Genomic DNA, 14,429 nt, shown 5'->3' with positions numbered 1-14,429 from the left:
CCCGAATAATCCGGAAAATTCTTGGAATCAGGCGGGTAGTTGGATTGAATTGGAGCCACGCCCGATTCAGATGAGAGCCTGCTGAAACGGACAGCTGCGCGACTGAGGTCTTCGCCAGAACCGCTCAGCACAGGCGCCGGCGCGGTCGGCGATTTCCTCCATAGCTGCTCCCGTCGCAGTTCCGGAGGAACGCCTTCAGCGTCCTTACACTGCGGCTGTCGCATTCTATCTGGAACTTTTCCACTTCTCTCGAAGAAAAAAAGGCCGCGCCAGTAGCACGGCCAGTTGGGGAGGGAACTCAAAACAGATCTCGACGCTACTAACTCCGCGGTGCTGTCACGGACGATCAACCGTGCATCGACAACCCACCGGAGACCGAGATCACTTGGCCGGTGATGAAGCCGGCGTCCTCCGATGCAAGGAAACAGATGATGCCCGGGAAGTCGCTTGGCTGAGCCAGCCGCTTCATCGGGATGGCCCGCTTCAGGCCTTCAGCTATTTTTGCGCCGGTCTCGCCCTGGGCTACCTGCGCGAATAGCGGCGTATCAGTCGGCCCCGGCGCGACGGCATTGAGCTGGATGCCATGCCGCGCCAGTTCACGCGCGAGCGTCTTGGTGAAAGATATTATGCCGCCCTTGCAGGCCGAATAGACGGCCTCGCCCGACGAACCGACGCGGCCAGCATCGGAAGCGATGTTGACCACGCGGCCAGAGCGGTTCTTGACCATGCCGGGCAACACGGCATGATGCATGTTGAGCGGCCCATACAGATTGATGTCGATGACCTTGTCCCAAAGCGCCCGGTCGGTATCGAGGAACGGTTTGATCGCGTCCCAGCCGGCATTGTTGACCAGAACGTCGATCGGACGGCTCGCTTCGAAATCAGCGACTGCGGCATCCACGGCCTTGCGGTCGGTAATATCGACAGTGTATGCGTACGCCTTGCCGCCTGCATCCTTGATCGAGCTGACGGTTTTCCGGCCTCCTTCTTCATTGAGGTCGAAGACTGCAACTTCGGCTCCTTCCTCTGCAAACCTTGAGCAAACTGCTCGCCCGATTCCGCTTCCGCCACCCGTGACGATTACCCTCTTGCCCTTCAGTCCGCGCATTCCCGCTTTCTCCCTATGCCAGAGTCGTCGCCACATCCGACCGGCCGTATTCTAACACTTGTTCGAAATACCGCAACCGATAAACTGATGTCCAGTGTTTAAAGAGAGTTTCATGGAAAAAGTCCTTGTCCATAGCCCCGATGACGAGCCGTACAGCAGATCGGTGCAGACGCGTCAGGCCATCCTCCTGGCGGCGGCGAAGCTCTTCAGCAATGAGGGATACAACGCAACAACCATGCGGCGGATCGCAGAGGCTGCGAAGCTGGAAGCTGGCAGTATCTATTATCACTTCAAGTCAAAGGACCAGATCCTGGATGATGTCCTCGATATGGGGGTCAGGCAGCTCTACGAGCAAATTCGGGAGATCGTCGAACGGGCGCGGGCGGAAGGTGACCCGCTCCGGACGACATTCGCGCAACTTGTCGATGCCCATCTTCGTTTCCTTCTGAAAGAAAGCGATTTCACTTCGGCAAATATCAGGAACTTCCCTATGCTTTCTGACAAGCGCCGCAGAGCGCATCGGCCGTTGCGCCAGGCCTATGCGCAACTCTGGCGATCGTTTTTGCAGCGGCATCAGGACGCTGGCGATCTGCGCAGTGATATCCCGGCCGTCCTGGTCAGCCAGTTCGTCCTCGGAGCTATGAACTGGACAGCGGAATGGTATGACAGCAAACGATATCCGGTAAGTGTGCTGTCGGAACGCTTATCGAAACTGCTGCTCGACGGCATGTGCACAAACCGTGTCGGAGCGGCCAGTGTGTCGGTCGAATCCATTGGCCCAGCGGATGGACTCGAGCCGAAAGGGAAGGCCGAACGAACCCGCGATCAAATTCTTCGCGCGGCCGCGCGAATCTTGCGAGAGAGCGGGTACAAGGCCGCAACTATGCGCCGGGTCGCATCGGAAGCGGGCCTCGAGGCAGGTAGCGTGTATTACCATTTCGGCTCAAAAGAGGAAGTTCTCGACGAGGTGCTCGACCTGGGCCTGCGTGATCTCCTAAAAGGCGTCAACCATGCGATCACCGCATGGCCGGACAAGGAGGATCATGTAAACCGCATCGCGACAGCGATCGCCACCCACATGGTCTATTTGTTCCGTGCAAGCGAATTTACCTCCGCCAACATCCGCATCTATGGAATGTTGCCGGAAGAGATTCGCTCGCGCCACCGGGCTATTCGACACGAATACGCAAAGGTCTGGGATCAGCTGTTGCGCGAGGCGCAGGCGGGCGGAGCCTTGCGCTCCGACATCAAGGTGGTTCCGCTACGCCAGGCAATGCTGGGCGCGCTGAATTGGACGGTCGAATGGTTCGATCCTGGAAAGTGTAACCGACGCGGATATTACACGCTTCCAGCTTTCACGGATCTGATTATCAAATTGCTTCTTGACGGCATTTCGGCCAACGACTCAGCCCCGGAGATCACATAGGCGAGCGCCCGGAGAAGCAGGCTTCAAACCATCAGGAAGTGATACACTCCTTCGGCTACCGGCCGGGAGGTGTCATCCTGCCAGCAGGTTGTCCGCACGCTTGCCATGCGTTTGCCTTTCCGACTCACGGTGGCTTCCGTCATCAGTGGCCCTTTGACAGCTGGGCGCAGGTAGTCAACCGTCAGATTGATCGGTTTCGGCGGCTGCAGATCGGGGCCATGGCTAACACAGATCGCGGCGACCGCCTCCATGAAGCTAGCGATTATCCCGCCATGGTAATATTCCATGATGGGATTTCCGACTAGTCGCTCGGCGAACGGCATCGTCGCGACCGCATGCGTTTCATCAAGCCCGGTGATCGCGAAATCGAGAAACTGGAAGAACGGTACTTTCCTGAGCTGCTGAGTTGCACGATCCGGCGTCATTTGGAGACCCTACTTTGCGTCATCGCGTCGAAAATGCTGACCTCGCCCCGCGTGAGCGCGAAAGTCGCAGTGCCACGGGCCACTTCGGCCTGATCCGACTCATCGAACCAGACACTGCCCGAATCGAAGGCGATATGCCGGGTCTGACGGAAGCATTCAGCGCGCACCATGATATCGGCCTGCGATCTGGCCGGACGCAGGTAATCGACGCGAAGATCGATTGTGGCCATGCTGCTGATCCCGTCGATCGCGACGAAATTCGCAAGCCCGAACACACTGTCGAGAAGAGCCGTCAGCACCCCGCCATGCAGCAGGGTTTTCTCCTCGTCGGCGCAGAACGACGGGTTGAACGGCATCCTGACCAGAACGCCGTCGATCGCGACCTTTTCGATCTTCAGGTCCATTTCCGTAATCAAACCACGTCCACGATGGCTCCACATCCTGGCGATCTGATCAAGTTTCTTCTGGTCTGGTTGGGTCATCAGCAAACTCGGTCTGTCAGTTGCCAAGGAACATGGGATTTCGTTTCTCGAGGAATGCGGCAAGAGCTTCGTGATGGTCCTTGGTATGGTGCATCAGCGCCTGATAGGCAGCCGCGGTGTTCAGGAAATCCGGCAGATCCATCCGTTCGGCATTTCGCATCAGCCTCTTGGCGACGCGCACCGCGCGGGGCGGCTTGGCCGCAATCACGGCCGCACGCTCCCGCGCCCGCGCCATGAGATCGCCGTGCGGCACGACCTCAAGTACCATTCCAAGCTCCAATGCCTCCTCGGACCCGACCATCCGCCCCGTGAATGTCAACTCGGCTGCTTTCTGGTAACCGAGGCGCCGCAGAAGGAACCAGCTGCCAGCGTCGCCAGGAATGATTCCGAGGTTCAAAAACACCTCGCCGAACTTCGCTCTCTCCGACGCGACACGCATGTCGCACATCATCGCCAAGTCGCAGCCCGCGCCCACGGCGGGGCCATTGACAGCCGCGATCGTCGGTATGTCGAGATTGTAGAGCGCGAGCGGCACCCGCTGAATGCCGTTGGTGTAGCTGTCCGCCACGGCCAGCGGATCTTTACGGAACACGCTCTCACGGTCGGCCATTTCCTTGATGTCGCCGCCCGCACAGAAGGCCGGGTCTGCGCCGGTCAGGATCATAACGCTCACTTCAGCATTGCGCTGCGCCTGGTCAAAAGCGTCGAGCAGCCCCGAGATCATCCCATTGCCGGTGACGGGATTGCGTCTCCCTGGCTCGTTGAGCGTCACTGTCGCGATGCGATTCGCAACCTCGATCAGGACGACGGGTTCACTCATGTTTCCCGTCCCCCCGCTGACGCTCCTGAAACATGCCCGGATGGATCATGTCACGGGCGTCGTGGCCCAAATGCAGGGTTTCTCCCCCGTCAACATAGACATCTTCGCCGGTGATGAAGGAACCGAGCTTGGAGGCAAGAAATATTATGGTCCCGGCGACGTCTTCCGCCGCGCCCATGCGGTTCAGGACAGATCGGTTTAGTTCCTGCCATTTTTCCGGCGGGATCGGGTAGCGACCGAGCGCCTCCGTCTTGATCGTACCGGGAGCGACGCAGTTCAGGCGGATGCCGTATTCACCCCATTCGGCGGCGAGCGTCTTCATCAAGCCTGTGACGCCCGCTCGCGCGGCAACGGTATGAGCGAAGCCCGTTAGTGCGGTGCGGGCCGAGATTGCGGTTACGAATATGATCGAGCCACCATTTTCAAACATGAAGTGGTCGGCGGCGGCTCGCGTCATCTGCCATGAGCCGATCAGATTATTGCGGATAACCGCCTCGAACCCTTTATTGGTGATATCGCGGGCGGCGGCGATATACTGACCGCCGGCATTGTTCACAAGCACATCGAGCCGACCGTAGTGGTGCTTGATCTTCAGCATCGCCGCCTCGACGCTCTTCTCGTCGCGGGTGTCGCCCGGCACAACGAAGGCTTCGCCGCCCATAGCGCGGATCATCTCGGCGGTTTCCTCAAGCGGCTCCTCACGACGGGCGAGAAGCGCCAGGCTGGCTCCGCAGGAGGCCATTTCAAGCGCTGTGGCGCGACCCATGCCGGAGCCCGAGCCGGTCACGAGCGCAACCTGCCCTAACATGAGGTTGGCGGCGAAGCGGCGCTGAACCTGCTTTTCTCGCATGTGCCGGGCCTCAGTTCTTCAGCAGTTCGCCGGAGATAATGAGCTTGCGGACCTCCTGCGTGCCGGCTCCTACCTCGAGCACCCGCCCAGTCCGATAGAGGCGGTTCACCTCGGTGTCGCGCATGTAGCCTGATCCGCCGTGTATCTGCACGGCGCGATCCAGCACGAAGGAGGTCGCTGCCGCAGCCTTGAAGATCGCAGCAGCCGTCAGCTTGTGGATCTCGCCACGCCCGCCTTGCCCTTCCTCCAGACCCTCGCACATGGCGGCGGTGCGCAGCGACAGGCTGCGCGCCGCCTCGATCTCGGTATACATCTCGGCCAGCATGGACTGCACCATCTGGAAATTGGCGATCGGCTTTCCGAACTGCTGGCGCGTTTTGGCATAGTCGATGGATATCTCCAATGCCCGCCGCGCGATGCCCACCGCGTTGAAGCAGACGATGGCGCGTTCAAGATCGAGTCCCGACATTGTCACCGCCACACCACCATCCAGTCTGCCCACCATGTTTGCAGCCGGCACCCGGCAATCCTCAAACACCAACTCGCCTGTCGGCGAGCCCCGGAACCCCATCTTGTTTAGCTTTTGCGCCACTTTGAAGCCTGGAGTGTCGGTTTCCACGATGAAGGCAGAAATTCCCTTGGCGCCCTTCTCGGGCGAGGTCTTGGCGTAGACCAGCACGATATCGGCGATTGGGCCATTGGTGATGTAGATCTTTGATCCGTTGAGCACGTACTGGTCGCCGTCCTTTCGGGCGGTCGTCCGCATCGAACCGAGCGCGTCCGATCCTGCGCCGGGTTCGGTCAGGCCCAGGGCGCCAATCAGCGAGCCATCGCAGAGGCCCGGCAGATACTTTCGCCGCAGATCCTCATTGGCGTTGCGGTAGATGTTGTTGACGCAAAGATTGTCGTGGGCAACATGGCTCAGACCGATCGCCGCCGAGGCGCGCGACAGCTCTTCGGTGATGACGCAGGCCGACGTGAAGTCGAGCCCTGCGCCGCCATATTCCGGCGAGACGTTCAGTCCCAAATAGCCCATCTCCCCCAGCTTGGGAAAGACGGAGGGCGACAGGTCGTCGGTGTCGTCCATCTCGGCGTTCAGGTGGTGAAACTCGGAAAAGAAAAAGCGAGATGCCTGATCGGCCAGCGCCTGCTGCTCGTCGCTCAGGAAGTAGGTGGGAAGGCCGGGGGCATTGCGCAATTGCTGGCTCATGTTTATCCCGTTTTTCAGACGCGCAGAAGTTCTTCGGCAATGATGATCTTTCGCACCTCGCTGGTGCCCGCACCGATTTCCAGCAGCTTGTTGGCACGGAACAGCCGGTTGATCTCGGTATCCTGCATGTAGCCCGAACCGCCATGGATATGGCACGCTTCGGTGACAGCCTTGTTGAAAGCTTCACCCGCGTATAGGCAGGCGGCGGCGGTAAGCTTATGGATCTCGCCGCGTCCGCCGGCGCCTTTAGGCAGGCCGACGCAGGCCGCGAGCGCCCGATAGCCGAAGGCGCGTGCCGTTTCGACTTCAATATAGATTTCCGCGAGCTTTGACTGAACCATCTGGAAGCTGGAGATCGGTCTGCCGAACTGTTCGCGGATCTTGGCGTAATCGAGCGCAAGCTCCAGGGCCCTTTCGGCCATCCCTACGCAAATCGAAGCGACCATCGCGCGCTCCAAGTCGAGCCCGCTCATCACTACCGATACGCCGCTGTTCTCGACCCCGATCATGGCCGACGCGGGCACGCGGCAATCCTCGAAGACCAGCTCGCCTGTGGGTGAGCCGCGGAATCCCATCTTGTCGAGTTTCTGCGCCACCTTGAAGCCAGGATTGTCGGTCTCGACGATAAAGGCGGATATTCCCTTGGCGCCCTTTGATTTATCAGTCTTTGCATAAACCAGGATGACATCCGCAATCGGACCATTGGTAATGTAGATTTTGGAGCCGTTAATCACATAGTCGTTGCCGTCGCGTACGGCCCTCGTGGCCATCGAGCCCAGCGCATCCGAGCCCGCGCCGGGTTCGGTGAGCCCGAGTGCGCCGACCAGCTTCCCCGAGCACAGGCCGGGAACGTATTTCTGCACCTGCTCTTCCGAGCCGTTCCTGAGGATATTGTTAAGGCACAAGTTGTCGTGCGCGCCGTGCGAAAGTCCGACGGCCGGGTTCCATTTCGAGATGGTCTCTGACACTAGGGCCTGGGTAAATTCATTCTGGCCGCTGCCGCCCAGCTCCTCGGGCGCAGTAATGCCGAGCAGTCCGATCTCGCCCATCTGCCGAAACAAATCGTCGGGCCACCATTCTTCCGCATCCATTTTACCTTGCAAAGGATGAAGAATCTCGCGCGCAACCCGATCCACGTGGTCAACGATCTGCCGTTGTTCGGGCGTAAGCGAATAGTTGGCCTTTATGGCCTCGAGCGCGGCTATGTCTGGCCCGGCCTGGACATTCATCTTTGATCCTCCCAATGACTGGGCGACTTGCCTATTGATTGGAATCAAACATATGTTAGAAAACGTTTCAAGTAGTGTCGAGCTGCATGCTTGGTTTTAGGCACAGGCTTGGAGGAAAGGCAGAAGCTTTCCATCGGCGTCGGCCCGATCCAACGGTCGACAGGGGAGGTTGCGATGACTGGTCGAACTGTGCGCATCGGCTGCGCCTCGGGATTCTGGGGCGACACGCCCGAGGCGATCGGCCAATTGGTGACGAGGGGCCGCATCAATTATCTTGTTTTCGACTATCTTGCCGAGATCACGATGTCGCTGCTTGCTCGGGCGCGGACGAAGTCGCCGGAAGCGGGCTATGCCCCAGACTTTGTCCAGGCAGTTGCGCCCTTCTTGCCTGAGCTCAAGCGCAGGGGGATCAAGGTTGTCGCCAACGCCGGTGGGGTCAATCCGCGCGGCTGCCGTGATGCCCTGGCCAAGGCGGCGGAGACGGCCGGGGTCAACATCAGCATCGGGGCGGTACTGGGCGATGACCTGCTGGACAGGTCGGACGAACTGCGCGATCGTGGCGTTACCGAGATGTTTTCGAGCGCGCCCTTTCCCGGCAAGCTGATGAGCATGAACGCGTATCTCGGTGCACGACCGATTGCGGCCGCCCTCGACGCGGGTGCCGATATCGTGGTGACTGGCCGTTGCGCTGATAGCGCCGTGGCGCTTGGGCCGCTGATGCATGAGTTCGGCTGGGGCGACGAGGACTGGGACCGGCTCTCCCAGGGTTCGCTCGCGGGCCATCTGATTGAATGTGGCCCGCAGGGCACAGGCGGCAACTTCACCGACTGGCGGGAGGTGCCCGGCTGGGACGATATGGGAATGCCGATCGTCGAGGTCTCCGCTGATGGCGGCTTCATCATGACCAAGACGGCCGGTACGGGAGGGCTGGTGGCGCCGGCCTCGGTCGGCGAGCAAATGCTCTACGAGATTGGCGATCCACAGCGCTATATACTTCCCGACGTGATCTGCGAATGGTCGCAGGTGAGGTTGGAGCAGGTGGGGTCCAACCGGGTGCTGGTGAAGGGCGCGCGGGGACTGGGGCGCACCGACAGCTACAAGGTTTCGGCCACTTATGCTGATAGCTGGCGGGCGGTCACCACGCTGACGCTGGCCGCGATTGATGCGCCGGCCAAGGCGGAACGCGTGGCCGAGGCGATCCTCACGCGCTGCCGCCGCATTTTTCGCGGGCGCAATCTCGGCGACTTCCGGCAGGTCAGTGTGGAAGTGCTGGGCGCGGAGGCCGCCTATGGGGCGAACGCCCGCGCCCGGACCCGTGAGGTGGTTCTGAAGATCGGCGCGGTTCATGACGATCGCGACGCACTGAATATCTTCGCCGGCGAGATCGCGCCGATGGCGGTTTCCTCGGCGCAAGGGCTGACCGGCTTCTTCGCAGGGCGGCCGAAGGTGCAGCCGGTCGTGCGGCTTTTCTCGTTCCTGCACCCGAAGACCGATACACCCGTCACGGTGGAGGTGGGCGGCAAGCCGGCGCCGGTTCAGGTAGCGGGGGAGGCGGTGACCCTTCCCGTGCCCAAGCCGTATCGCGGCGAAGCGGGCGATCCGGGCGCGGACGCCGTGACGGTACCGCTGGTTGCGTTGGCCTGGGCGCGCTCGGGCGACAAGGGCAACATCGCCAACATCGGGGTGATCGCGCGGAAGCCCGAATATCTGCCCTATATCCGCACTGCGCTCACCGAAGAGCGGGTGAGGAACTATTTCGCGCATGTCTGCGAGGGGCCCGTTGAGGGATACGAACTGCCCGGAATCCACGCATTGAACTTCATGCTGCACGACTCCCTCGGTGGCGGTGGAATCGCCTCCGTCCGCATCGATCCACAAGGCAAGGGTTACGGTCAGATCCTGCTGGATATCGGAGTGTCCGTTCCGGCCGAGCTTGCCGCGCGCGACGGCTTGTCGGCGCAGTACGCGGCATGAGGTGCGAACCAGCCATGCCGATCCATAAGCTTCTCGTGGCAAACCGGGGGGAAATCGCGGCACGCATCGTGCGCACTGCCCGGGCGCGGGGTTTGGCTGTCGCGGTGTTGCGGCACCGGAACGAACTGACAGGTAGCGCGCATTTGATCGCCGACGAAGTGGTTGAGGTCGAAGGGCCCACCCCGGTCGCAGCCTATCTCGATATCGATCAGATCGTTGCGGCAGCCCGACGGGTCTGTGCGGATGCCGTGCATCCCGGCTATGGCTTTCTCGCCGAAAACGCCGCCTTTGTGCGTGCCTTGGACGCCGCCGGCATCATGTTTGTCGGGCCCACCGAGGACGTCATCGACCTGATGGGCGACAAGGTGCGCGCCCGCGCCTTCGTCGCGGAACGCGGTTTTCCGGTCGCGCCTGCAGCGATCGAGGACGACGATCCTACAAATTTCGTCGAGCGCGCCCGTGTTGTCGGCTTCCCGCTCCTGATCAAGCCCTCCGCCGGCGGCGGCGGCAAAGGAATGCGTGTGGTGCGCGAGGACGCGTCACTGGAGGCGGAGATCGAGACCGCAAGGCGCGAGGGAAAGCGGTATTTCGGCGATGGACGGCTGTTCGCCGAGCGCTATATCGAGCGTCCGCGGCACATTGAAGTGCAAGTGGTGGGTGACGGCCGCGGCAATGTCGTCCACTGCTGGGAGCGCGAATGCTCGATACAGCGCCGGTTCCAGAAGATCATCGAGGAAACACCCTCGCCGGCACTGAATCCTGAGCAGCGGGCGGAAATTTGCAAGACCGCTGCCGGTATCGCGCGCGCGGTGAACTATCGCGGCGCAGGTACGGTGGAGTTCATCTATGCGCCCGACGGGGCATTCTATTTTCTTGAGATGAATACACGATTGCAGGTCGAACATCCGGTGACGGAAATGGTGACCGGCATAGACCTGGTGGCTGAACAGCTACGCATCGCTGCCGGTGGAGGACTTAGCCACGCCCAAGCCGAAATTCGGCAGACCGGTCACGCCATCGAGTTGCGCATCTGTGCGGAGGATGCGTCCGCCGATTTCCGGCCGGCCATTGGCGAGGTGCTTCTGATGGAAGAGCCGCAGGGCCCGGGCGTTCGGGTGGATAGCGGCATTCTGGAAGGCAGCAAGGTGACGACCGATTTCGATCCGATGCTTGCCAAGCTCATTGTTCATGGCCCTGACCGCGCCGCTGCGATCGCGCGTGCGCGGGCTGCGGTACAGGATTACGTCATCCTGGGTGTTACCACGAACACCGGCTACCTCGATGCAATTTTGGCACATCCGCGCTTCCTCGCAGGCGACGTCTCAACGGGGTTTCTCGCCGAGGAGGCGCCGGTGCTGACCGCCCCCGGTGACGACGTGACTGATATACTGCTGGCCGCGGCGGCTCTGTCAGACGTCCGGCTTGTCCGAGCAGTCGACGAGATACCGGAGATGCACCGGCTGATGGGTGCGTGGAGAAACTGATGCGGCGGTTACTCGAGATTCGCGGCGAGGAATTTCCAATCTGGCTGGCCCATACCGGCAAGGGATATGTCGTGCACGCACGGGGTCGGGCCGTGCACTGTTCCCTGACCCGCTCGCATGGCAAGGGCGCTTTCTTGCTGGAACTCGATGGGCGGAGCATCCCGCTGCGTCTAACGGTGAGCAAGACGGCGACATTCATCCACCTGTATGGGCGTGCCTACGAGATAGGGCGCACCGATCCGGCCGACCAGCAGGTTGAAGGTGGCACAGGTACCGGTCAGGACAAGATCCTGGCCCCGATGCCGGGGGTCGTTGTCTCGGTCGCGGCTGGACCCGGCGACCGGGTCGGAAAGGGCCAGACGATCCTCGTGATCGAGAGCATGAAACTCGAAACCACGCTAAGCGCGCCCCGCGACGGCGTGGTAGCCGAAGTTCCGTTTGCTCCCGGCGAGGGCTTCGGCCTCAAGGACGTTCTGGCGCGCCTTGCGCCCGAGGAGGAATAAGATGCGCCAGATCCAGAGCCGTATCGATGTCACGGCCGGCGAGTACAGGGAAAATTACGTCGCCATGACCAGACGCCTGAAAGAATTTCATGCGCACCAGCACGCTGCCCGCTACGAACGCCCGCGGCGCGACCTCGACCGTCTGGCGCGGCAGAACAAGCTATCCGTACGCGAGCGGCTCGAGTTGCTGCTCGACCCCGGGACACCATTTCTGGAGTTTTCCACTCTCGCCGCATGCCGGGCATATGACCGCACGGTACCAGGTGCTGGTGTTGTGACGGGCATCGGAATTGTGCAGGGGCGCGAGGTCGCTATCCACGCCAATGACGCAAGTGTCAAGGGTGGGGCCTGGTATCCGCTGACCGTCAAGAAGATCGTGCGGCTTCTGGATATCGCCATCGAGAACCGCCTGCCGGTCGTGCACATCTGTGATAGCGCGGGCGGATTTCTGCCGCTCCAGCATGGCGTCTTTCCCGACCGCTATCTCGGCGGGCGGGTATTCCGCAATCAGACGATCCTCAGCCGAATGAACGTGCCTCAACTGGCCATCGTCGGCGGGCATTGTACGGCCGGCGGTGCTTATGTCCCGGCATTGAGCGACTACAACATTATCATCGAAGGCAGTGGTGCGATCTTTCTCGGCGGTCCGCCTCTCGTGAAGGCGGCGACCGGAGAGGAAGTTGGCGTCCAGGAACTGGGCGGCGCGATCATGCACACCAGTGTGTCGGGCACCGGCGATTACCGCGCTGCCAGCGAGACACATGCCTTCGCGCTCGCTCGCGAAGTCGTGAGTCAGTGGAAGCAGCCTCAAAAAGCGGTGATCGCGACTGCGCCGATCGAAGAGCCTTTCTACGACCCTCGAGAGCTTTATGGCATCATTCCGAAGGACCGCAAAACCCAGTTTGACATGCGTGAGGTGATCGCGCGCATTGTGGACGGATCCCGATTCCACGAATACCAGCCCGATTACGGCACTAGCCTGGTCTGCGGTTTCGCCCACATTTGGGGTTTCAAGGTCGGGATTCTCGCCAACAATGGGGTGCTGTTCAACGATAGTTCGCTCAAGGCAGCGCATTTCATCCAGCTTTGTAATCAGAACCGTACCCCGCTGGTCTTCTTCCAGAACATCACCGGCTTCATGGTCGGCCGTCAATACGAGGAACGCGGGATCACCAAGGACGGAGCGAAAATGCTGATGGCGCAAGGCGGCTCGGCGGTGCCCAAGTTCACGGTGATCGCCAACGCTTCTTACGGGGCCGGCAATTACGGCATGTGCGGCCGGGCCTGGGACGGGCGGACGCTGTTCATGTGGCCGCAGGCGGAGATCGGCGTCATGGGCGCCGAACAGGCGGCCAATACTATGGCTGACGTGAAGATTCGCCAGTTGCAGCGAGAGGGCAAAGAACTCACCGACGCGGAGATCGCCGCGATCCGAGACCCGGTGCTGGAGCGCTACAAGCGCGACGTAGAGGCCTATACCTCGACCTCAGAGATATGGGATGACGGCATTCTCGATCCAGTCGATACCCGAAACGCTTTGGCGATATCGATCTCTGCGGCCCTCAACGCCCCGATCGGCGATCCTCATTACGGCGTTTTCAGGATGTAACGGTGCGACCGCAAAGGCCCCGGAACGCCGAAGGAAGCTGTCTCTCGCTTCCGTTGCTGGAAATTGTTGCTCAGCCCGACAATCAATTATGGGAGAACGTTAAATGAAAGACAACGCCTATGTCGTAGGTGTCGGAATGGTGCCGTTTCAGAAGCCCGGGAAGTCTGAGAGCTACGACGTGATGGCCGGTACAGCCACGCGCATCGCGCTGGAAGACGCGGGCCTCGACTATAACAAGGTACAGCAGGCCTACGCAGGTTATGTCTACGGCGACAGTACCTGCGGCCAGCGCGCGCTATACCAAGTGGGGATGACCGGCATCCCGGTGGTCAACGTCAATAACAACTGCTCGACAGGCTCGACTGCACTATTCCTCGCGCGCCAAGCGGTGGAAAGCGGCGCTGTCGATTGTGCTCTCGCTGTGGGCTTCGAGCAGATGAAGCCCGGCGCGATCGGCGCGATGTTCACCGACCGCGTCAGCCCTTTCGTGTCGTTCGACGCGGAGACCGACAGGCTAGTCGGAAATGCTGAGGTACCCCTCGCGCTGCGGTATTTCGGGGGTGCGGGCAAGGCACATATGGATGAATTCGGGACAACACTTGAGACCTTTGCCAGGATCCGTGCCAAGGCCAGCCGTCACGCGGCGAAGAACCCGGTTGCGCTGTTTCGTCAGGAGGTGACGCCCGAAGAGGTACTGCAGGCGCAAGTGGTCTGGCCGGGCGTCATGACGAAGCTGATGGCCTGCCCGCCCACCTGCGGCGCGGCGGCCGCGATAATCTGCTCGAAGGAATTTGCGGAAAAGAACGGCCTCGACAGATCTGTGCGAATCGCCGCACAGGCAATGACGACCGACGGCCCCGAAACCTTCAGCGCCCATGACATGCGGGAGGTCGTCGGTTGGTCTATGGCGCGGCGGGCCGCTGAACAGGTCTACGAGGCAGCCGGCTTCGGCCCCGGCGATCTGGATGTAATCGAGCTGCACGATTGTTTCGCCCACAACGAGCTCATTACATATGAGGCGCTTGGGCTCTGCAATCGCGGCGAGGCGGCGAAGCTCGTTGAGGATGGCGATAACACCTATGGCGGCAAGTATGTCACCAACCCCTCAGGCGGGCTTCTCTCAAAGGGCCATCCGCTGGGTGCGACAGGCCTGGCGCAGTGTGCGGAACTCGTGCAGCAGTTGCGTGGAACGAGCGGGGCGCGCCAAGTCGAGGGCGCACGTCTGGCGCTTCAACACAATCTGGGACTGGGTGGTGCTTGTGTGGTAACCCTTTACGAGAAAGCCTGAGGCGGGCGAACGGAGGAGACG

The 14,429-nt window shown here is 61.0% G+C and carries 13 protein-coding genes; 6 read left to right on the top strand and 7 right to left on the bottom strand.

The genetic code is table 11. The annotated features are described in order from the left end of the window. Window positions 1-346: 346 nt before the first annotated feature. Window positions 347-1,108 (bottom strand): glucose 1-dehydrogenase, encoded by a 762-nt coding sequence (locus ACEQZY_RS16010; RefSeq protein WP_300295869.1) that lies wholly within the window; start codon window positions 1,106-1,108, stop codon window positions 347-349. A 112-nt stretch (window positions 1,109-1,220) separates the two neighbouring features. On the opposite strand from ACEQZY_RS16010, the gene ACEQZY_RS16005 reads away from it, so the two are divergent. Continuing rightward, a complete protein-coding gene (locus ACEQZY_RS16005; protein WP_300295866.1) occupies window positions 1,221-2,534 on the top strand; it encodes a TetR/AcrR family transcriptional regulator in 1,314 nt (437 codons plus the stop codon). A 23-nt stretch (window positions 2,535-2,557) separates the two neighbouring features. Here ACEQZY_RS16005 and ACEQZY_RS16000 read toward each other — a convergent pair whose 3' ends face one another. Genes ACEQZY_RS16000 through ACEQZY_RS15975 form a run of 6 tightly spaced genes read right to left on the bottom strand, consistent with a single transcriptional unit; the run spans window position 2,558 to window position 7,550 of the window. Further along, the gene (locus ACEQZY_RS16000) at window positions 2,558-2,959 is read right to left on the bottom strand and encodes a PaaI family thioesterase (protein ID WP_300295863.1); all 402 of its coding nucleotides are present in this window, start codon (window positions 2,957-2,959) and stop codon (window positions 2,558-2,560) included. Then, the gene (locus ACEQZY_RS15995) at window positions 2,956-3,441 is read right to left on the bottom strand and encodes a PaaI family thioesterase (protein ID WP_300295860.1); all 486 of its coding nucleotides are present in this window, start codon (window positions 3,439-3,441) and stop codon (window positions 2,956-2,958) included. Before ACEQZY_RS15995 ends, ACEQZY_RS16000 begins: the two co-directional genes overlap by 4 nt. Window positions 3,442-3,457: 16 nt before the next feature. Further along, window positions 3,458-4,261 (bottom strand): enoyl-CoA hydratase-related protein, encoded by an 804-nt coding sequence (locus ACEQZY_RS15990; protein ID WP_300295857.1) that lies wholly within the window; start codon window positions 4,259-4,261, stop codon window positions 3,458-3,460. After that, window positions 4,254-5,111, bottom strand: a complete 858-nt coding sequence (locus ACEQZY_RS15985) for an SDR family NAD(P)-dependent oxidoreductase (protein ID WP_300295854.1) — start codon at window positions 5,109-5,111, stop codon at window positions 4,254-4,256. Before ACEQZY_RS15985 ends, ACEQZY_RS15990 begins: the two co-directional genes overlap by 8 nt. Before the next feature lie 10 nt (window positions 5,112-5,121). Next, window positions 5,122-6,321 carry an acyl-CoA dehydrogenase family protein gene (locus ACEQZY_RS15980; protein ID WP_300295851.1) on the bottom strand — a complete coding sequence of 400 codons (1,200 nt, stop codon included), beginning with the start codon at window positions 6,319-6,321 and terminating at the stop codon, window positions 5,122-5,124. A 14-nt stretch (window positions 6,322-6,335) separates the two neighbouring features. Next, window positions 6,336-7,550 (bottom strand): acyl-CoA dehydrogenase family protein, encoded by a 1,215-nt coding sequence (locus tag ACEQZY_RS15975; RefSeq protein ID WP_300295848.1) that lies wholly within the window; start codon window positions 7,548-7,550, stop codon window positions 6,336-6,338. Between the two features lie 174 nt (window positions 7,551-7,724). On the opposite strand from ACEQZY_RS15975, the gene ACEQZY_RS15970 reads away from it, so the two are divergent. The 5 genes from ACEQZY_RS15970 to ACEQZY_RS15950 all read left to right on the top strand — a co-directional run bounded on the left by ACEQZY_RS15970 (window position 7,725) and on the right by ACEQZY_RS15950 (window position 14,408). Continuing rightward, window positions 7,725-9,524 carry an acyclic terpene utilization AtuA family protein gene (locus tag ACEQZY_RS15970; RefSeq protein WP_300295845.1) on the top strand — a complete coding sequence of 600 codons (1,800 nt, stop codon included), beginning with the start codon at window positions 7,725-7,727 and terminating at the stop codon, window positions 9,522-9,524. A 14-nt stretch (window positions 9,525-9,538) separates the two neighbouring features. After that, entirely contained in the window at window positions 9,539-11,008 is a 1,470-nt protein-coding gene (locus ACEQZY_RS15965; RefSeq protein WP_300295842.1) for an acetyl/propionyl/methylcrotonyl-CoA carboxylase subunit alpha, read from the top strand. Next, window positions 10,996-11,511, top strand: coding sequence for a biotin/lipoyl-containing protein (locus tag ACEQZY_RS15960; RefSeq protein WP_300295839.1), 516 nt, complete (start codon window positions 10,996-10,998; stop codon window positions 11,509-11,511). The genes ACEQZY_RS15965 and ACEQZY_RS15960 overlap by 13 nt, the downstream gene beginning before the upstream one ends. 1 nt (window position 11,512) lies before the next feature. Continuing rightward, window positions 11,513-13,120, top strand: a complete 1,608-nt coding sequence (locus ACEQZY_RS15955; protein ID WP_300295836.1) for an acyl-CoA carboxylase subunit beta — start codon at window positions 11,513-11,515, stop codon at window positions 13,118-13,120. 103 nt (window positions 13,121-13,223) lie between these two features. Then, window positions 13,224-14,408 (top strand): lipid-transfer protein, encoded by a 1,185-nt coding sequence (locus ACEQZY_RS15950; protein ID WP_300295833.1) that lies wholly within the window; start codon window positions 13,224-13,226, stop codon window positions 14,406-14,408. The last annotated feature ends 21 nt before the right edge of the window (window positions 14,409-14,429 follow it).

It is taken from the genome of Ferrovibrio sp., from assembly GCF_964218355.1.
Classification (GTDB): Bacteria; Pseudomonadota; Alphaproteobacteria; order Ferrovibrionales; family Ferrovibrionaceae; genus Ferrovibrio.
Note: the sequence above shows the minus strand (reverse complement) of the source record. Positions and strands in the feature narration are given on the sequence as shown.

What these genes read in the sequence shown, in the direction of transcription:
- ACEQZY_RS16010 (WP_300295869.1), bottom strand. Translation starts at nt 1,108, where the DNA reads ATGCGCGGACTGAAGGGCAAGAGGGTAATCGTCACGGGTGGCGGAAGC.
- ACEQZY_RS16005 (WP_300295866.1), top strand. Translation starts at nt 1,221, where the DNA reads ATGGAAAAAGTCCTTGTCCATAGCCCCGATGACGAGCCGTACAGCAGA.
- ACEQZY_RS16000 (WP_300295863.1), bottom strand. Translation starts at nt 2,959, where the DNA reads ATGACGCCGGATCGTGCAACTCAGCAGCTCAGGAAAGTACCGTTCTTC.
- ACEQZY_RS15995 (WP_300295860.1), bottom strand. Translation starts at nt 3,441, where the DNA reads ATGACCCAACCAGACCAGAAGAAACTTGATCAGATCGCCAGGATGTGG.
- ACEQZY_RS15990 (WP_300295857.1), bottom strand. Translation starts at nt 4,261, where the DNA reads ATGAGTGAACCCGTCGTCCTGATCGAGGTTGCGAATCGCATCGCGACA.
- ACEQZY_RS15985 (WP_300295854.1), bottom strand. Translation starts at nt 5,111, where the DNA reads ATGCGAGAAAAGCAGGTTCAGCGCCGCTTCGCCGCCAACCTCATGTTA.
- ACEQZY_RS15980 (WP_300295851.1), bottom strand. Translation starts at nt 6,321, where the DNA reads ATGAGCCAGCAATTGCGCAATGCCCCCGGCCTTCCCACCTACTTCCTG.
- ACEQZY_RS15975 (WP_300295848.1), bottom strand. Translation starts at nt 7,550, where the DNA reads ATGAATGTCCAGGCCGGGCCAGACATAGCCGCGCTCGAGGCCATAAAG.
- ACEQZY_RS15970 (WP_300295845.1), top strand. Translation starts at nt 7,725, where the DNA reads ATGACTGGTCGAACTGTGCGCATCGGCTGCGCCTCGGGATTCTGGGGC.
- ACEQZY_RS15965 (WP_300295842.1), top strand. Translation starts at nt 9,539, where the DNA reads ATGCCGATCCATAAGCTTCTCGTGGCAAACCGGGGGGAAATCGCGGCA.
- ACEQZY_RS15955 (WP_300295836.1), top strand. Translation starts at nt 11,513, where the DNA reads ATGCGCCAGATCCAGAGCCGTATCGATGTCACGGCCGGCGAGTACAGG.
- ACEQZY_RS15950 (WP_300295833.1), top strand. Translation starts at nt 13,224, where the DNA reads ATGAAAGACAACGCCTATGTCGTAGGTGTCGGAATGGTGCCGTTTCAG.